This window comes from Novosphingobium sp., assembly GCF_965229225.1.
Taxonomy (GTDB): Bacteria; Pseudomonadota; Alphaproteobacteria; order Sphingomonadales; family Sphingomonadaceae; genus Novosphingobium.
Window position 1 is genome coordinate 1,411,519 of the sequence record NZ_OZ245867.1, and the last position, 18,272, is coordinate 1,429,790.

The window sequence follows — 18,272 nt, forward strand, 5'->3', positions numbered from 1 at the left end:
GCGACGGGCGGAAAACGAGCACGCTGACAGGGGGTGTCAAGCTCGCTAGGATACAACTTGTGGCAAAAGATCCATTCCTTGACCCGAGAATTGCGCCGAAAGGCCAGACGACCGCCAGCGCTGCGCCCGAAGTGAACGATGGCTCCATGCCCGACCCGGCGTGGAGCAAGGACATCCGCGACTACTACAATTCGGTGATGCAGGAGCCCGTGCCGCAGGAATTTCTCGACCTGCTGGCAAAGATCGCCTCGGACAGTTCCGAGTAGGCCGCCGCTGCCATTCAGTAGTACGTCAGCCCGTAGTGCGAACGGATCCGCTCGTTGTAGTCACGGTCGTATTCGGGCGTCACGGAGACGTGGTAGTGCGGCGCGGAGCCGAGCTGTTCCCTGGTGATATCGACGACATAGCCGCCCTGGTCCGGCTGATAGACCAGCAATTCCCAAGGGATCGGATAATAGTCATTGCCGAGGCCCATGATGCCGCCGAACTGCATCACGGCGTAGTGTGCCTTGCCCGAATTCTTGTCGACCATGAAGCGCTGAATGGTGCCGAGGCGCTCACCTGCGGCATCGTAGACCACGGTCCCCTCAACCCGATCAGAGGCAATCAGGTCGCGCGTCCCACAGGAATTCAATGTGTCGGGCATGTCTTCGCTCCTGGCGTTTGAAGGGCCGGGCCGCGCCCCCGGACATATTCTGAACCGCGCGCGCGGCGAGATGTTCCAGCCTCGCAGTCCGCTGACATTCCATCCCGGGTCAGTATCTGGCGCCCGGGTCACTCGCCGGAAAGCTCTCGTCGGAGGCCTGATCGACTTCGTCCCAATCCTGTTGCGGCGTCGCAGTGGCGTCCGCGCCGGCATTGCGGATCTGGGTCATGTTCTCCGGCACCGCTTCCATGTCTGAAAAGGCGGCGGGCGAGGTTGCCGGGGCGGGCGCCGATTGCCGCAGTACGCGGTACAGCCCGTAGAGGCCGGCGATAGTGATCAATCCTGATATCCAGCGCATGAGCGCATCTCCTTGTTGGCGGGTGTCGCCACGAGACCTAACGCGCCGCGCACGGGCGATGTTCCGCACGGCTCGCCTCAAGGATGGCGCGGCGCGTCGGCCAAGCCGCCATGCGCCGGGAACTCCGGCCCTCCTTCTGCGTAGTCGCTCCATGCCGGCTCACACCGGTTCACAATGGAGGTCGACATGAAGAATCTTGCCCTTTGCAGCGCTGTCATCCTGTTCGGCGCGTGCGCTGCGAATGCCCAGGCGGCTCCCCCCGCAAGCACCACCGCGCCTGCACCGCAATCGGCAACGCCTGCGCCGGTCGCGCCCAAGGCGGGCGACGTCGTCTATGACAACACCGGCCAGCAGGCCGGCTCGGTCGAGAGCGTCAACGGCAATGTTGTCGTGGTGGCGACCGAGCAAGGCAAGGGCTCGATGCCGCTGACCGAGTTCGCGATGGGCGAAAAAGGCCTGACGATGAACCACACCAAGGCCGAGCTCGAGACAGCGATCCGCAATGCAAGGGCGCCGGAGGGACCGGCCGCCCAAGCGCCGAGCACCGCTGGCGAGACCCCCAAGGCGCCCTCCAGCTAGGCCGTGATCGGGGGCGGTCCGGTCTCTGCGCCGGGCCGCCCGCTGCCCGTCTTGAGCGCCTGGCAGGGCACCCCCATCACCGACGGCAGAAGATCAGTCGTCCAGCCCCAGCCATTCGAACCATTCGGCATAGGGATGGCAACGCGCCGCCAGCCTGGGTTGACCGGAGTGGAGACGGCCATCCCATTGGGTGACGCGCACTTCCACTGCGGTTCGGCCCTCGTTCCATTCGAGCCCCACGCGGACAAGCGGCCGATCCGGCTGTGCGCGTGTGCCGGCGGTGTCCAGCAAGCGATCGATCGAAAGGCGCTCCGCCTCCGGAAGGTATTGCAGCACCATCGAATGGAACACCACGCGCCGCTCCCCGGCCGCCTGCGGCAGCGCCAGCTGGCGAGCCAGCCAGGTGCCGGCGCTGCCCTGCTCGATCCGGGGCGGCAACCGCTGCGCCAGCGCAATGGCGCCGCGCAGCCGCTCGCCGCGGTCGCGCTCGCCGGGCCAGACATAGGCATGGAGGCGCTCGGCATCACCGGGCCTCGCCACATCAAGCGGGCTGAGATCGACCCCCTCGGCGCTGATGATCCTGAGCTTGCCCGGTCTGGGTGACCGTCCCGACCAGCGCGGGGCGATATGGACATCGCTGGCGGCATCGCCGACGCGCACCCCGCCGATGCACAGATCATAGTGCGCAAGATTGAGATTGAGCCCGGCGCTGGAGCCGAGTTCGAACAGGCGGCAGGGCATTTCCCGCTGCGCCGAAAGCTCCATCAGGACTGCCGCCAGCCCAGCGACGCGAGCCACCTCGTTGGTCTGGGTCGGCCCGGTCAGCCACATCAGCAGATCGTCCTCGCCATCGCGCAGTGCCAGCGTCAGCGCCGGATCCAGCCGCAGCGGATCCGGCACAGTGGCGGTGGTGGCAGCGGTGTAGATCGCCTCGAGTTCGGGAAACCGGCCCGAGCGCGCAAGTGCGTGGAGACCGGCATTGAGGCGGAAGATGACGCCGGCGCTGGCCAGATCGCCCGGCCATTCCTCGATGACACGGACGAGCGCGGGTGCGTACCAGAGCGTCCGCGCGAGGCCTTCGAGCAGCGCCGCGACAAAATGCTTGCCGAAACTCTGCGCCTTGGCCGCTTCGAGCAGGAGCTGCGCTTCGCCGCGCAGAGCGGGGCGAAGGCGGCAAGCGGGCTGGGCCCCGATGGCAGCAGTATACATGGGGGCTTACCTTTACGTCAGGATCGAGCCCCGATCTGCGGGAATTCGTCCCAAATTTCAGGGAAAGCGCCCCACGTAGAAGCACCTAAGGCGCGCGCTACGGAACTGAAAAGCAGGCAATTAACCATCGTAGAACTGCGTAAGCATGGGCTTGGCAGCACTTAAGGTGATGGCAGTATCGACCAGCCTCGACGTTTCCACATGAGGTACCCATGCGACACGCGCATCTCCTGGCTTCCACCCTGCTTGCGGCCACGCTGGCCACCCCCGCTCTGGCTGGAGAGGCGAATTCCGGCACTGATCCGGCAAAGGCTACCGCCAATTCCGGAGCCAAGCCCGCAGCAGGCGGCAAGACCTTCAGCACCGGTGTAGCCAAGGGGCGAGACCTCCTCGATACCGCAATCTCGGCCAGCGTGATCGACGAAGCCGATCTCGCCAAGCTTTCGGTGAGTTCGGTTGCGGGCATCATGCAGAACATCCCGGGCATCCGCGCCGAGACGTCTGATATCGACGGCTTCTCCTCGATCACGGTGCGCGGCCTGCCGCTTTCTGCAGACGGATCGAAGTTCCTGCAGATCCAGGAAGATGGCCTGCCGGTCCTCGAATTCGGCGATCTTCATTTCGCCGGTGCCGATCAGTTCGTGCGCGCCGATCTCACGCTCTCGCAGGTTCAGGCGATCCGTGGCGGCTCGGCCTCCACCTTCGCATCGAACTCGCCGGGCGGCGTGGTCAATCTCATCTCGCGGACTGGCGAGACCGCCGGCGGCGCGATCCAGGTTTCGAGCGGGGTCGACCATGACCTCAAGCGCATCGATTTCGCCTATGGCAGCCCGCTGGGCGCTGGCTGGCGCTTCCATGTCGGCGGCTTTTTCCGCGAAGGCGAGGGCCCGCGCAATAGCGGCTACGACGGCTTCCGCGGCGGCCAGATCAAGGCCAACATCACCAAGCAGTTCGCCAACGGCACCATCCGCGTCTATGGCAAGTACCTCGATGACCGGCAGCCGAACTATGCGCTGACCCCGGTGGCAATTTCGGGGACCAACGCGTCGCCCACGATAACCGATCTGCCCGGCAACAGCATCCGCAGCGATGCCTATGAATCGCAATACACGGCGCGCTATCTCGGCGTCGACCAGACCAACAGCCCGACGACCTATGATGCACAGAACGGCATTCACGGCATCAGCAAGTCCATCGGCCTCGAAGCGCAGTTCGATGTGGCGGGCTGGGCGCTGAGCAACCGCTTCCGCTTTTCCAGCAATAGCGGCGAATATAACGAGAGCATTCCGATCGTGACCGTCCCGGCCCCGTTTCTGGCAGGTCTGCTCGGCGGTGCGGGAGCCAGGTTCACCCACGTGAATGGCCCGAGTGCGGGCGCGGCGATCACCGACGCACGCCTTGCCTCGCTTGCGATCCGCGCCAACGGGCGGCTGAACAGCATCGATAATCTCACCAATGATCTGCGGGCCAGCCACGTGTGGAAACTGGGCTCAGGCCATCTGACGACCACGGCGGGCGTCTACAAGTCTACCCAGACGGTCGATATGTTCTGGAATTTCGTGAATACCTTCAATGATGTGGCGGGTGGCGGGCGCAACGGCTTGCTCGATCTCACCACAGCGAGCGGCACGGCGCTGACTGAAAACGGCGTCTATGCCTATGGCTTCGGCATCGCCTTTCCGACCGCGTCCTATCACACCCATTACGACGTCCGGTACAAGATCCTCGCGCCCTACGGCTCGGTCAATTACCAGATGGGCAAGCTTTCGCTGGGCGCCAGCCTGCGCTGGGATAACGGCAAGGTGTCCGGCAACGTGACCAGCCCCGATTTCGGCCTGCCGCGGCCCGCAACAGCTGCGGTTGACGTCAATGGCGATGGGCAAATTTCCTTGCCCGAAAGCAAGGTTGCCATCCTCACGCTCGGCAGGTCCGGCACGGTCGATTACGATTACCACGCCGTGTCCTATTCGACCGGCGTCAACTACCGCTTTGCCGAACCGTTCTCGGCCTTTGCCCGCTACAGCCGCGGCATCCGCGCCAATGCTGAACGCATTCTGGGGGCCGGCTCGCTCCATCCGGCAACCGGCAAGCTGCTTGATCCCACGATTGCCTACGGTGTCGTCAAGCAGGCCGAAGCGGGCGTTAAATTCCGCAAGGGTGGCATCACGGCCTATGTCACGGGCTTCTGGGCTTCGACCACCGAGCGCAACTACCAGGTCGGTGCCGACGCTTCGGGCCAGGTCGTCGTCAATTCGGTAAACCGCACCTACAGCGCCAAGGGCATCGAGTTCGAGGGCGAGGCGCACCGCGGTCCGTTCTCGCTGACCTTGGGCGCGACGTGGACAAAGGCGAAGATCGACAAGGATCGCACCGATCCGACGCTCAATGGCAATCGTCCGCGCCACATCCCGACGCTTTCGTTCCAGGCCCGCCCGCAGGTGGAGTTGGGCAAGTTCACGCTCGGTAGCGTGATCAACGGCACGAGCAGCAGCTTCGCGCAGGACACCAATATCCTGAAGCAGCCGGGCTATGTGATCTTCAGCCCGTTCCTGCAGGTGCGCCCGGTCGATCGGGTGCAGATCGGCATCAATGCCTTCAACGTGTTCGACAAGCTGGCGATCGTCCAGCTTTCTTCGGCAGCGATCCCGCCGGGGGGCGTGCTGAATGCGCAAGCGATGAACGGCCGGACCATAACCGCTTCCGCGCGCTACTCGTTCTGATGCGAGCCGCCCGCAGGGCTTCGGCCTGGCGGGCGGTTCCCGTCGCTTTCGACCCCCAGTTCACCGCCATCAAGGATACCGGACACCGTGTTCGACCGCATGAACATTCCGCGCAGGCTTGGTCTGTCCTTCGTCTCGCTCATCGCCGCGGCGGCGATCATGATGATCGTGTTCGGTGTCAGCCTTGCCATGGTCTCGAACGTAACGGCTCGCAACACGGCGAGCCAGGGCGTGCTGGCCGATACGCTGACCCTCGAGACGGCGCTGCTGCGCCAGAACAGCCAGTTGCGCGGATTCCTGGTGACGGCCGACGAGAGCTATCTCAAGTCCTACTACGAAGGCCGCGACGATTACGACAAGGCCTCGGCTTCGCTTGAAGCCCGGTTGGCCGAACCGCAACTCAAGGATCTCGTGCTGCGATCACGCGCCGAAACGCTGAAATGGCGTGAGAACTGGGGTGACAAATATGTCGCGCTGGTCAAGTCCGGGCAGCGTGATGCCGCGCAGGAAGCGATCCGCGCTGCCGGCAAGGCCGTACTGGTGACAGAGGCAGTCTTGCCCTTGCGCGAAATCAGGGATGCCAAGGCCAAGGAAATCATCGTGGAAACGCAGCGCCAGGCCTCGGCGATCCTGTTTGCGTGGATCGCTCTCGGCCTGGGCGGAGCGACGCTGATCGGCCTTGCACTGTTCATGGCGCGCCGCCTCTCGCGCTCGATCGCCACGCCGATCACCGAGCTGACCCGGACCATGTCGGCGCTGGCGCAGGGCCAGACGGATGGCATGGTCCCCGGCACGGACCGGGTCGACGAACTGGGCGACATGGCCAAGGCCGTGCTGGTGTTCCGCGATGCCACGCTCGAGCGCGACCGTTCGGTCAAGGAACGCGAGGAGGCCATGGCCAAGATCGGGAGCCATCTTGCTGCGGTCGCGCACTCCGATCTCTCGGTCCGGCTGCACGATGTCCCGCCGGCCTTCCAATCTGTCGCGAATGACTTCAACGATGCGATGGAGCGGCTCTGCCAGGCGATGGGCCTGGTCCAGCAGAGCATCGTCGCGATTAATCTCACCTCCAACGAGATCCAGCTGGCGACCACCGACCTCGCCGGGCGCAGCGAGCAGCAGGCGGCCAGCCTTCAGGCATCCTCATCGGCAATGGACCGGCTGACCACGCAGATCGAGGATTATGCCAAGATTGCCTCCAATGTCAGCGGCTCGATGGTCGAGGCTCGCGGCGAGGCGGAAAGCGGCGGCAAGGTGGTGAGCCGCGCAATCGAGGCGATGGATAACGTGGCCCGCGCCAGCGGCGAGATTTCCGACATCACCACGATGATCGACGGGATTGCCTTCCAGACCAATCTCCTCGCGCTCAATGCCGGGGTCGAGGCCGCCCGTGCGGGCGAGGCAGGCAAGGGCTTTGCCGTTGTCGCATCCGAAGTGCGCGCGTTGGCGCTGCGCGCGACCGAAGCGGCCAATGCGATCAAGCTGCGTGTTGCCGCGGTGACCGGCCACGTCGAATCCGGCGTCTCGCTGGTCAACGAAACGGGCACCGCACTTCAGACGATCATCGACCGCGTGAGCACGGTCACCGCCTCGGTCTCGACAATCGCCGAAACAGCGGGCGAGCAGAGCCTGGCGCTGCGCAAGATCAGCAAGGCGATCGGCGCGATGGACCAGATGACCCAGCAGAACGCGGCGATGGTCGAGGAAACCAATGCCGCGACCAAGAACCTCACGCAGGAGGCAACCCAGCTCAGCACGGCTTTTGCCAGCTTCCGGATCGGAAACGAGCCCAAGCGCCAGTTCGCGCCCGCCCCGATGAAGCGAGCACCGATGGGGGCACCCACCCGGCCGGTGCATGCGGTGCCAGCCATCAGCGGGAACCTTGCCATCGAGACCGACTGGGCCGAGTTCTAGCGGTCGAAGCCTGCGAAGAAGCCCTTGCGTGGGCTCGGTCCTATCGAGAATGCGATCACCCGCCAAATGCGGTGCGCTCGATGTCCCTGGCCGCCGCGCGCAGGGCGGGCAGGAGTTCTTCGGGCGGCCGCACCTGCTCGCCGAATTGCGAGCTTGAAATCGCCGCCAGCACGCGGCCATCGGGCCAACTCACAGGCACCGCAGCGCAGACCAGCCCGTCCGCCACTTCCTGCGCGTCAAAGGCAAAGCCTTGCGCGCGCACGCGCTCAAGCTCGTCGGCAATCGCGGCTGGATCCGTGATCGTGCGCGCGGTGAGCGCCGGAAACGGTCCGGTTGCGAGATAGGCGCGCCGGTGATCGTCAGGCAGGTTGGCCAGCAGCACCTTGCCGATGCCCGAGCAATAGGCTTCGAGCTGCATGCCGACCCGGCTGAACAGCGCCCCTGCCCCCTGCCCGGTCTTTACGCGGTAGGTCACCATATCGTTTTCGAACGTGCCGAGCTGGACGACAGTGCCGCTTTCCGCCGCCAGCCGGTGCAGCACCGGCGCAGCGCAAGCGGCAACAATCTGCTTCTCGTCAAGCCGGTGGAGCATGCCGATCAGGCGCGGCCCGGCGATATGCCGCCGCGCCTGATCGCGCGCGAGATAGCCCTCTTCCACCAGCGTCGCGACTTGCCGGTGCGCGGTCGCCACCGGCATGCCGATCCCCCGCGCGATCGCGGCGATGCCTGATTGTCCGCCATCCGCCAGCACGGCATCGAGCATCGCCAGCATGCGGCGGAAGGCCGCGACCTTGGGAGTCCCGTTTCTCATATGGTGAGATACTAGGCCTGCCCCGCTCTAGGCACAACCACGCGCGGCCCCTATCGAAGGGGCATCGAACCGCAGCAGAGGACCCGCCATGAAGTGCCCGACCCATGCCGCGCTCGCAGAGCGTCTGCGCGGCGCCTACACCACCGGCACCGTACCGCCCTTGCGCGACGGGCTGGCCCCTACAGATGCCGTCGGGGCCTATGCCGTGCAGGAAACCAACACGCGGTTCTGGGAAGCACAGGGCCGCCGCATCGTCGGCCGCAAGGCGGGGCTGACCGCCAAGGCAGTGCAGGCCCAGCTCGGCGTCGATCAGCCCGATTTCGGCGTGCTGTTCGATGACATGCGCATAGCCGATGGCGCCACGCTCGATCCAGCCCGCTGCATCCAGCCCAAGGCCGAGGCGGAGATTGCCTTCGTCCTGGCTGCGGATCTGCCGGACGTGGACACGAGCGCCGAGCAGGTCGCCGCCGCCGTCGCCACGGTCCACGCCGCGATCGAGATCGTCGACAGCCGCATCGCCGACTGGAAGATCACCTTCGCCGATACCGTGGCCGACAATGGCTCCTCCGCCTTCTTCGTGCTGGCAGAGCAAGGCCTTCCGCTCGCCGGGCTCGATCTGGAGGGCGCCGCGATGGAAATGACCATCGATGGCGCGGTGGCCTCCACCGGCATCGGCGCTGCCGCGCTCGGCAATCCGCTGAATGCCGCCGCTTGGCTCGCGCAGACGCTGGCTGCGCGCGGCGAGCCGCTGCGGGCTGGTGACGTGCTGCTGGCAGGCGCGCTCGGCCCGATGGTCGCGCTCGTGCCCGGCAACCGCGTCGAGGCCAAGGTCGCCGGCATCGGCACTTGTTCCTTCACTTACGCAAAGGCTTGATCCTCATGGCGAAAACCAAAGTCGCGATCATCGGCTCGGGCAATATCGGCACCGATCTGATGATCAAGGTGATGCGCCTCTCCAAAGTGCTGGAAATGGGCGTGATGGTCGGCATCGACCCCGCGTCCGACGGCCTCGCCCGCGCCGCGCGGATGGGGGTTGCCACCACTGCCGAAGGGATCGACGGCCTCCTCGCCATGCCCGAATTCGCCGATGTCGGCATCGTCTTCGATGCAACCAGCGCCGGCGCGCACCAGCGCAACAGCGAACTGGTGCTCGCCGCGGGCAAGCGCATGATCGACCTCACCCCTGCCGCCATCGGGCCCTACACCGTCCCGCCGGTCAACGGCGAGGCGAACCTCGATGCGCTTAACGTCAACATGGTGACCTGCGGCGGGCAGGCGACAATCCCCATCGTCGCGGCGGTGAACCGCGTCGCCAAGGTCCATTACGGCGAGATCGTCGCCTCGATCTCCTCGAAGAGCGCAGGCCCCGGCACGCGCGCCAATATCGACGAGTTCACCGAAACCACCAGTCAGGCGATCATGGATGTCGGCGGGGCAACACGCGGCAAGGCGATCATCGTGCTCAACCCCGCCGAACCGCCGCTGATCATGCGCGATACGGTCTATTGCCTGTGCGAGGACGCCGACCGCGAGGCGATCCGCCAATCGGTGCATGATATGGTCGCCGAAGTGCAGAGTTACGTGCCAGGCTACCGGCTCAAACAGGCGGTGCAGTTTGAAAGCATCGGCGGCAACAAGCCGCTGCGGATCCCGGAGATGGGCGGCAGCTTCACCGGCCTCAAGGTTTCCGTCTTCCTCGAAGTGGAAGGCGCGGCACACTATCTGCCCGCCTACGCCGGCAATCTCGACATCATGACCTCGGCGGCGATGAAAACAGCCGAGAAAATCGCGACAAGGATGGCAGCATGAGCTTCGACCCCACCACAACCAAGCTCTACATCCAGGACGTAACCCTGCGCGACGGGATGCACGCGATCCGCCACCAGTACGGGCTGGATCACGTCCAGAGGATCGCCCGCGCGCTCGATCTCGCCAAGGTGGACGCCATCGAGGTAGCGCACGGCGACGGGCTGCAAGGCTCCAGTTTCAACTACGGCTTCGGCGCCTACACCGATTGGGACTGGATCGGCGCAGTGGCCGAAGTGCTCGAACACAGCGTGCTCACCACGCTGCTCCTCCCCGGCATCGGCACGGTGCATGATCTCAAGCACGCCTGCGAAATGGGCGTCAAATCCGTCCGCATCGCCACGCATTGCACCGAGGCGGACGTCTCGAAGCAACACATCGAAGCCGCCCGCAATCTCGGCATGGACGTCTCGGGCTTTCTGATGATGAGCCATATGACGAGCCCCGAAGCGCTAGCGCAGCAGGCTCTGCTCATGGAAAGCTACGGTGCGCATTGCGTCTACGTAACGGACAGCGGCGGCGCGATGAACATGGACGAATATGCCGCGCGCCTTCAGGCTTACGACCGCGTGCTGAAGCCCGAAACCCAGCGCGGCGTCCACGCCCACCACAACCTCAGCCTCGGCGTGGCGAACTCCATCGTCGCGGTGCAGAACGGCGCAGTGCGGGTCGATGCCAGCCTTGCCGGCATGGGTGCGGGCGCAGGCAACGCCCCGCTCGAGGTCTTCATCGCCGCCGCAGACCGCATGGGCTGGAACCACGGCTGCGATCTCTACGCGCTGATGGACGCCGCCGAAGACCTCGTGCGCCCCCTGCAGGACCGCCCTGTGCGCGTGGACCGCGAAACGCTGACTCTGGGCTACGCCGGCGTCTACTCCAGCTTCTTGCGCCACGCGGAAAAGGCCAGCGCGGACTACGGCGTCGACACCCGCGCGATCCTCGCCGAAGCGGGCCGCCGCAAGATGGTCGGCGGTCAGGAGGACATGATCGTCGATATCGCGCTCGATCTGGCTGGGGGCCTGCTGGATAACTGAGTTGCGCCCGAGCTTGCAGGGGATAAATTCTACACTAAGTGAAAGCCGAATAGTCGGCTTATTGTCCTGTAAATCAGGATGAAAAATTCATCTCATTTTGAACGATAGCATTAAGGGCACCCCTTAATGCTCCAGGCCGACTGTCTAAAATAATTCTTTCTATTGATCCCGCGATCCATTTGGTCACTGCGGGAGATATTGAATGAAGTTTCTGAGTTCGACGGCGCTCTCAAGCCTCGCTTTGACGGCATGTCTGCTGGCCGCTCCGGCATGTGCAGAGGAGAGCAAGCCGCCGCTGACGGCATGGGAAGCAAGCCGGACCGCCACCAACGATGATGTGATCGCCACCGGCGTCGCCCGCGCCCGTGACCGCCTCGACAGCGCCACCTCGACCAGCTCGCTCGGCGACAGCACCATTGCGAAGATTGGCGCCACGTCGATGGCCGACCTGTTCCGCAACATTCCGGGCATCCGCGCCGAGGCCGGAAACGGTGAAGTAAACGGCAATTACACGATCCGCGGCCTCCCGATGGTCGCCACCGGCGCCAAGTACCTCCAGATCCAGGAAGACGGCCTGCCCGTGCTGGAATTCGGCGATCTGCTGGCCCTGATCCCCGACATGTTCATCCGTGCGGATTTCAACGTGGCCCAGGTTGAATCGATCCGCGGCGGTTCGGCTTCGACTTTCGCATCGAATGCGCCCGGCGGCGTGATCAACCTCATCTCGCACACCGGCGAAGTGGAGGGCGGCTCGATCCAGGCTTCGACGGGGCTCGACTATCGCAACCACCGCACCGATTTCGACTACGGCGGCCACCTCAGCGATAGCCTGCGTTTCCACGTGGGCGGCTTTTACCGCGAAGGAGAAGGCCCGCGTCGCACCGGCTTCACCGGCAATCGCGGCGGCCAGTTCAAGTTCAACGTCACCAAGGAGTTCGCCGGCGGCTTCGTGCGGCTGGAAGGCAAGTTCCTCGACGATACCACGACGCAGTTCTTCAACACGCCGCTCGGCGTGACCGGCAGCGATGCCGATCCCAAATATGCCGTGCTGCCAAACTTTGCGGCAAACAAGGATTCGCTCACGTCGCGCTACACCACCACCTTCCCCAAGTTCTCCGGTGATGGTTCGCCGTCCCAGATCAACATCCACGATGGCAACCACGCCGTGGTCAAGTCGATCGGCTTCCATGCCAAGTTCAACATCGGCGATTGGACCGTATCCGAGCACGGCCGCTATGCTGCGCAGTCCGGCAGCGTGACGGTGGACTACCCGCTTGTGGTGCTTCCCGCGCAGGTCGCCACGTTCGCCTTTGGCTCGCCGTTTGGCAGCCTCGTCTACGCGAACGGGCCGAACAAGGGGCAGACGATCACCTCGCCCGGCACGCTCAACGGCAATGGGCTGGTGACCTATTCGGCGATGTACAACAGCCAGGTCCGCAAATTGGACAACTTCACCAACGATCTCCGCGTCAGCCGGGTCTGGCAGCTGGGTACTGCCAATCTCACCTCGACCGCAGGCGTCTACAACTCGCGCCAGGATCTGGCCTACGAACGCTATCTGCTCGATTTCATCCAGGATGTGGTCGGTGGCGGCAATTCAGCCCTTATCGACCTCGTGAATGCAGACGGCACGCCCAATTCGCTCGGCGGCGCGCTTGATTTCACCGGGCCGACGACCGGAACCCTGCACAACGTGGACCTGCGCTACCGGGTGCTGGCCCCTTATGGCTCGCTCAATCTGCAAATGGGCAATCTCTCGCTCGGCGGGTCGCTGCGGTATGATTCCGGCAAGGTCGAAGGAACCCTGCGCAACAACCGGCCCAGCGACGTGAGGACCATCGATGCCAACAACGATGGTGTCATTGCCACGGCGGAAACGAAGTTCGGCTTCTCGCCCGTCACCAATGCGGCCCCGGTCAACTACAGCTATCACTACACCTCCTATTCGGTGAGCGCGAACTACCGGCCTTCCCGCTCGATGTCGTTCTTTGCCCGCTACAGCCGGGGCGCCCGGGCTGCGGCTGACAAGATCCTCTTCACCCCCGCGATCAGCGCAACCGATGGCGGACTGGTAGACCGCAGTGTCGGCTATGATCCGGTCAAGCAGGCCGAAGTGGGCGTGAAGTTCCGCTCGGGTCCGTTCTTTGCCAACCTGACCGGCTTTTCGGCCAAGGTTGCCGAAACCAACAGCCAGATCCGCCCCGATGCCAATGGGGTAATCGGGCTCTCGCTCGTGACGCGGCGCTACAGCGCCAAGGGCATCGAGTTCGAAGGGGGCGTGCGCAAGGGCGGTTTCAGTCTGACTGCCGGGGCGACCGTGACCGATGCGAAGATCGTCGCGGCCGAAGACCCCACGCTGGTCGGCAACACACCGCGCCATCAGGCCAAGCTGATCTTCCAGATCATGCCGCAGTACGAGACCGACCTGTTCACGATCGGCGCGAACGCGATCGGCACGACCGGCAGCTTCAGCCAGGACGAAAACAAGCTGCGCATGCCGGGCTACACCACGGTCAATGCCTTCATCCAGGTGCGCCCGGTCGACCGGGTGGTGCTCTCGTTCAACGTCAACAATCTGTTCGACACGCTGGCGCTGACCGACGTCTCCGCGCCCTCGCTGCCGGCAGGCGGTGTCACGCTGGCGCAGACGCTGTTCGACCGCAACATGACCGCCTCGGTCCGCTTCTACTTCTGAGCATCGCGCCCCCCCCGGTGCGGCTCTGGTGAAGGCAACCTGCCTGATCCAGGGCCGCACTGCGCCGAAGCTTATGGACAACGCGGCGGCGCGCGGGCGTACGCTTTTGTCTGTCCTACACGGCCCGTTCCAGTCAACAAACAGGGCATGCGCAGCAAACCCGCCATGCCCTGTGTCGAGTCGGTCCGGCCGGCCCGATTGATCGCTTCTGCCGATCAAAAGCGCGCTACTGATCGAATGCAATTATTCCTCAGGACAGTGTCAACTGTGTCAACTTCTCCCGATCTGGCACAGGCGGGTGTGGCTTGACCCCCGGCAGGCGCGGTGCTGCACTGCCCCCGGCAGCAATCCGGCAGGAGGCATCATGATTTCGGTTACACGCATCGATCCGGCGGGCACCGCGCACCGCATTGCCGTGCGCGGGCACGAATTCGTGACGGACATGACGCCCGCTGCGGGCGAGGACAACGAAGGGCCCGATCCGCACGAGATCTACGATGCAGCGCTGGGGGCGTGCAAGGCGCTGACGGTGCTGTGGCTGGCGCAGCGCAAGGGGATGGCGCTGGAGGATATCGAAGTGGTGGTAACGCGCGATGATTCTGACGAACGGAAGGGCATCTACCGCCTGCGCACCGCGCTGATGCTGTCCGGCGATCTTTCCCCTGAAGAGCGCGAGACGCTGCTGGCGGCGGCGAAAAAGTGCCCGGTGCACAAGCTGATGAGCGAAGTGACAACCGAGATCGAGACGGTGCTGGTCGAACTTTAGCGCAGGTTTGCATCGAGATGCCGCGCTTCGGCGCGCTGCCTGATGATCGCGAGGACATTGTTCTGAATGTCGCCAAGGAGGATCTCACCCCACAGCGCGGCGTAGGGATTGACGTGGGTCTTGGCGATGTAGTTCGTGCGCAGGGTGAGGCGGGTGGTGCCATCGGCAAGCGGGGTGAGGACGTAGTCCCCCGTGTCGATCTTGAGGAATTCGCCATCGGGCGAGATGTGTTTGTCGGTATAGTCCTGCAGCGTGGTGTTGCGGAACGCGAAGGCCCAGCCGAGGCGGCGGCCCGGCTCCCAGTGGGTGATCCGTTCCTCGAAATTGATCCTGTCCCCCCACCAGGCGGTGCGAACCCCGCCCTTGCGTCTTGCGGTGATCGTCGTCGCACGCGGGCGGGGCAGGCCGAGCACGTTCTGCGTGAAGGTCCAGCGGCCCTCGCTCGCCGCGATATGCGGGATGGAGACAGCATAGGGCCAGATCTCATCCGGCCGCGCCCGGATGACGATTTCGCGGGTCAACGTAACCTGATCGTGCGTGACGGGAAGCTGGCTTTCGAGGCCGGCGCTGAACAGCGGGAGGAATATCAGGGTCGAACGGAAGGTGTTGGGATCAACCGGCTGATTGCGCATGCGGCGCATCACGATGGCGCCGAGCCAGCCGAACAGCAGCCAGAGCGGGGCGAGCATGATCAGGCAGATCACCCCTTCGCGCAAAATTGCGATCGATCCGACGATGACGATCGCACCGAAGATGAGCGGAACGCTGCCATAGAACCGGGCAGGCTTGGTGCCATCCGGATCGCCGACATAGCAGATCAAGGCGCAGAGATAGGCCGGGAGGAAGGCGAGGAACCAGACGCTGCCGAAGACCACGCCAGCGGAGCTGAAAGCACTGATGAGGACGAAAGCGCCGAACGAAATCGCGAGGGCCAGCGTAAAGCCGGCAATGACGCGGCCGCGAGTGCGGCGGTCTTGCGTGGCGGGTTCCGGGTGCGGGCTGTCCATGGTTTCTCCTGTGTGAACGTTCCGATATTTCTGTATTCCGAGAAATGGAGAATCAAAAAAAGGGGATCAGTCCCCCTCGTCCTGCGGTCGGCTGCGGCGAGTGACGAACTTGAGCAGGCCAACCACCCGCGATCCCATGCGGATCAGCGTCATGATCTGCGCCGGGGGCACATCGAGCATCTGCTGGTACCAGCGATCGACCGTGCCGACGAAATCGTTCATCGCAACAAGGCGGCCGCGCACCTTGGCGCTGATGCGCGGATCATCGATGCCTTCCATCGCCGCGTGGATCGCGGCCACCATCGGATCGATCTCACGCGCCTTGCGGCCCTGCGCGACCTTGGTAGCCATCTGCCAGAGATCGGTCTCGGCCTCGAAGTGATCGCGCCGGTCGCCCAGCACGGGCACGCGATGGATGAGCTTCCACGCGAGCAGTTCCTTGAGGCTGTTCGAAACGTTGGAGCGCGCCATGCCGAGCTTGTCGGCAATGTCTTCCGCCGTGAGCGGGCGTTCCGACAGGAACAGCAGCGCCTGAATCTGGGCGACCGAGCGGTTGACGCCCCACTGCGTACCCATATCGCCCCAGCGCAGGACGAACTGCTCGACGGCATCAGGAAGCTTGCTCGACTCGGCAGTTGTATCTGTCATGACAGAAATATCTGATGCTTTTGCGGTGGAGTCAAGGAGGGGCCTCCTCCCCCGCCCTTCAGAGATCGACTGTCAGGTACCCGCCAAAGCGGCGGCCGGGGAGGAGATCGTAGGCGCCGGCACCTTTGAGCTCGAAGCTCTGGACATCGGTGAGGTTTTCGATCTGGAGCCGCAAGGTGGCGGAGCGACGGCTGATGGTGAACTGGTAGCGGGTGCCGAGATCGACGAGCGTGCGCGCGGGGATCGTGGTGAGGCCGGAGACCGTGGCGGTTTCGGCGCTGCGGTGCGAGGCGCTGACATCGAACGAGAGGCCCGGAGTCCAGACGGGGCGCCAATCGGCGTTGAACTCAAGGCGGCGGCTGATCGCACCAACAGGCTGCGTGCCGACACCGGTATCGGGCCCGACACTGGGCCCGACACTGGGCCCGACACTGGGCCCGACACTGGGGCCGCGCACGCGCGGGCGCAGGAGAACAGCGCCCGCGACCACGCTGAGGCGCGGCGTGACGGGGCCAGCGATAGAGGTTTCGATGCCTTGGTTGATCACATCGCCGAGCGCGTCGAAGCGGCCACCCGCATCAAGATTGAAGTAGGGTTTGCGCAGATCGAACAGGCCGGCGACGAACTTGATCTCGTCGGTGAGGGCAAAGCGCAGCCCCGCATCGCGCTGGCTGGTGCGGATCGCGGGCAGCGCCTCGTTGCGGTTGGCGGCGTTTTCGGGCGCGATGCCGCTTTCCTCAAGTCCGGTGACATAGCCGCCATAAAGCGCGAGGCGGGCCGAAAGCTCTGCGGCAACGGTGAGGTTGAACAGGAAGGGGGAGGCATTGGTCGAGCGGGGCGGTTCGCCCGGTAGGCCGATACGCTTGCGGTAATGCGTCTTCTGGAGACCGAGGCTGAGCTCGCCAAGGCCCTCCCAGCGGCCTTCGTAGGCAAGCCCGGCGGTCCACTGGCGGACGCGGTCCTGCTGCTGGGCGGTGAAGGCATAGGCGGGGCGCGGCGCGGCGGTCGGCTCGTAGAGGCTGGTGGTGCCGAGATCGATCTCCGCCGCACCGCCGAAACGGCGATCTCCCGCGCGGGCGCGCAGGCTGGCGTGGATACGGTGGACGCGCGGACCATCCGATATGGTGCGAGTGAGGCGCAGTTCTCCGCTGGTCGAGCCGAGCTTGAGCGGAGGATCGGCGAGGATCAGCTGGGTGCCGGTGCCTGCAGCATCAAGATCGACGAGGAGGTTGGTAAAGTTGCGGTTGTCATCGAAGCGGGAGTGGAACAGGCCGCCTTTGAGCTCCCACCCCGCAGCGGGGCGCCAGGTGGTAAGGAGGCCGCCGTTGAATGCGGTGCCATCATAGCGCGCCCAGGCTGGGCCCTTGAAGAAACGGCGCGGGAGGCGCGGCGGCAGGCCCTCACCCGCCGGAAGGAAGAGCGGGGCCTTGAGCTCGTTGCCCTGCGCGCGGGTGGCGAAAGGCACAAACTCGAGATCGGGCGAGGGTTGCCAGCGGGCGGTGACGGAATACTCGAGGAACTGGGCGCGCGAGGCGTTGCCGTTGCGATCATTGTAGAGCGCAGCGCCGAGACCGAGGCTAAATGCGGAACTGACGGGCAGATTGGCATCGGCCTCGACCGAATGGTTGCCCCAGTGGTTGAGCGCGGCGAGCAGGCTGAGTGCGGTCTCATCACCCGGGGTGCGGAATCCATAGTCGATGATGCCGGTCGGTGCAGGAAACGGGCTGCCGAATGCGGAAAGGCCGACGCGGATCTGCGTGGTACGCTGGAGCCGGGCACCGAGCTCCCAGACCTGATCGAAATAGAGTCCATCGATGCGGACATTGCCCGCAGCGGTGGGGGAAAAACCGCGCACGCCTTCCGGATCATAGAGGCCGATGGATTCGCGGCCGACCGAAGTGCCGAAGGCATCGGCTGCGCTGCGCACGGCGTTTTCGGCTGCGCGGGCGCCGGTGGCGGCTGTGGTGGGGGCGTCGATCGCGGGGGCGGCAGACTGCGCCTGCGCGGCGGGTGCGAATGCCAGTGCGGCTGCGATGGCGCAGCAGGACGTGATGGGACGCAGTTTGACCGGCATGATCC

At 64.7% G+C, this 18,272-nt stretch carries 16 protein-coding genes; 9 read left to right on the plus strand and 7 right to left on the minus strand.

Features of this window, described 5'->3' with window-relative positions:
* Window positions 1-59 precede the first annotated feature (59 nt).
* On the plus strand, window positions 60-266 hold the full coding sequence (locus tag ACO06X_RS06270; protein ID WP_421839095.1) for a NepR family anti-sigma factor: 207 nt from the start codon (window positions 60-62) through the stop codon (window positions 264-266).
* Window positions 267-280: 14 nt separating this feature from the next.
* Here ACO06X_RS06270 and ACO06X_RS06275 read toward each other — a convergent pair whose 3' ends face one another.
* Both ACO06X_RS06275 and ACO06X_RS06280 read right to left on the minus strand, forming a co-directional pair.
* Window positions 281-646 carry a PRC-barrel domain-containing protein gene (locus ACO06X_RS06275; protein ID WP_421839096.1) on the minus strand — a complete coding sequence of 122 codons (366 nt, stop codon included), beginning with the start codon at window positions 644-646 and terminating at the stop codon, window positions 281-283.
* Between the two features lie 109 nt (window positions 647-755).
* Window positions 756-1,004, minus strand: coding sequence for a hypothetical protein (locus ACO06X_RS06280; protein WP_421839097.1), 249 nt, complete (start codon window positions 1,002-1,004; stop codon window positions 756-758).
* 186 nt (window positions 1,005-1,190) lie between these two features.
* Between ACO06X_RS06280 and ACO06X_RS06285 the strand changes: the two genes are divergently transcribed.
* Window positions 1,191-1,583: a hypothetical protein gene (locus ACO06X_RS06285; protein ID WP_421839098.1), complete on the plus strand. Its 393-nt coding sequence runs from the start codon at window positions 1,191-1,193 to the stop codon at window positions 1,581-1,583.
* Window positions 1,584-1,676: 93 nt separating this feature from the next.
* On the opposite strand, the gene ACO06X_RS06290 is transcribed toward ACO06X_RS06285, so the two are convergent.
* Window positions 1,677-2,792: a DUF2332 domain-containing protein gene (locus ACO06X_RS06290; protein WP_421839099.1), complete on the minus strand. Its 1,116-nt coding sequence runs from the start codon at window positions 2,790-2,792 to the stop codon at window positions 1,677-1,679.
* Window positions 2,793-3,004: 212 nt separating this feature from the next.
* Here ACO06X_RS06290 and ACO06X_RS06295 point away from each other — a divergent pair, with 212 nt between their 5' ends.
* Window positions 3,005-5,512, plus strand: a complete 2,508-nt coding sequence (locus tag ACO06X_RS06295; protein WP_421839100.1) for a TonB-dependent siderophore receptor — start codon at window positions 3,005-3,007, stop codon at window positions 5,510-5,512.
* 87 nt (window positions 5,513-5,599) lie between these two features.
* The gene (locus ACO06X_RS06300) at window positions 5,600-7,426 is read left to right on the plus strand and encodes a methyl-accepting chemotaxis protein (protein WP_421839101.1); all 1,827 of its coding nucleotides are present in this window, start codon (window positions 5,600-5,602) and stop codon (window positions 7,424-7,426) included.
* A gap of 55 nt (window positions 7,427-7,481) precedes the next feature.
* Here ACO06X_RS06300 and ACO06X_RS06305 read toward each other — a convergent pair whose 3' ends face one another.
* Window positions 7,482-8,237, minus strand: a complete 756-nt coding sequence (locus ACO06X_RS06305) for an IclR family transcriptional regulator (protein WP_421839102.1) — start codon at window positions 8,235-8,237, stop codon at window positions 7,482-7,484.
* A gap of 88 nt (window positions 8,238-8,325) precedes the next feature.
* Between ACO06X_RS06305 and ACO06X_RS06310 the strand changes: the two genes are divergently transcribed.
* The 5 genes from ACO06X_RS06310 to ACO06X_RS06330 all read left to right on the plus strand — a co-directional run bounded on the left by ACO06X_RS06310 (window position 8,326) and on the right by ACO06X_RS06330 (window position 14,538).
* Window positions 8,326-9,111 carry a 2-keto-4-pentenoate hydratase gene (locus ACO06X_RS06310; protein ID WP_421839103.1) on the plus strand — a complete coding sequence of 262 codons (786 nt, stop codon included), beginning with the start codon at window positions 8,326-8,328 and terminating at the stop codon, window positions 9,109-9,111.
* Between the two features lie 5 nt (window positions 9,112-9,116).
* Window positions 9,117-10,046 (plus strand): acetaldehyde dehydrogenase (acetylating), encoded by a 930-nt coding sequence (locus ACO06X_RS06315; protein ID WP_421839104.1) that lies wholly within the window; start codon window positions 9,117-9,119, stop codon window positions 10,044-10,046.
* Window positions 10,043-11,077, plus strand: a complete 1,035-nt coding sequence (gene dmpG, locus ACO06X_RS06320; RefSeq protein ID WP_421839105.1) for a 4-hydroxy-2-oxovalerate aldolase — start codon at window positions 10,043-10,045, stop codon at window positions 11,075-11,077. The genes ACO06X_RS06315 and dmpG overlap by 4 nt, the downstream gene beginning before the upstream one ends.
* 202 nt (window positions 11,078-11,279) lie before the next feature.
* Window positions 11,280-13,772 carry a TonB-dependent receptor domain-containing protein gene (locus ACO06X_RS06325; RefSeq protein WP_421839106.1) on the plus strand — a complete coding sequence of 831 codons (2,493 nt, stop codon included), beginning with the start codon at window positions 11,280-11,282 and terminating at the stop codon, window positions 13,770-13,772.
* 364 nt (window positions 13,773-14,136) lie between these two features.
* Window positions 14,137-14,538, plus strand: a complete 402-nt coding sequence (locus ACO06X_RS06330) for an OsmC family protein (RefSeq protein ID WP_421839107.1) — start codon at window positions 14,137-14,139, stop codon at window positions 14,536-14,538.
* Here the strand turns inward: ACO06X_RS06330 and ACO06X_RS06335 are convergent.
* The 3 genes from ACO06X_RS06335 to ACO06X_RS06345 form a co-directional block, all read right to left on the minus strand.
* Window positions 14,535-15,545, minus strand: a complete 1,011-nt coding sequence (locus ACO06X_RS06335; RefSeq protein WP_421839108.1) for a hypothetical protein — start codon at window positions 15,543-15,545, stop codon at window positions 14,535-14,537. The genes ACO06X_RS06330 and ACO06X_RS06335 overlap by 4 nt on opposite strands.
* Before the next feature lie 66 nt (window positions 15,546-15,611).
* The gene (locus ACO06X_RS06340; protein ID WP_421839109.1) at window positions 15,612-16,193 is read right to left on the minus strand and encodes a GbsR/MarR family transcriptional regulator; all 582 of its coding nucleotides are present in this window, start codon (window positions 16,191-16,193) and stop codon (window positions 15,612-15,614) included.
* A gap of 58 nt (window positions 16,194-16,251) precedes the next feature.
* Window positions 16,252-18,267 carry a TonB-dependent receptor gene (locus ACO06X_RS06345; RefSeq protein ID WP_421839110.1) on the minus strand — a complete coding sequence of 672 codons (2,016 nt, stop codon included), beginning with the start codon at window positions 18,265-18,267 and terminating at the stop codon, window positions 16,252-16,254.
* Window positions 18,268-18,272: the final 5 nt, after the last annotated feature.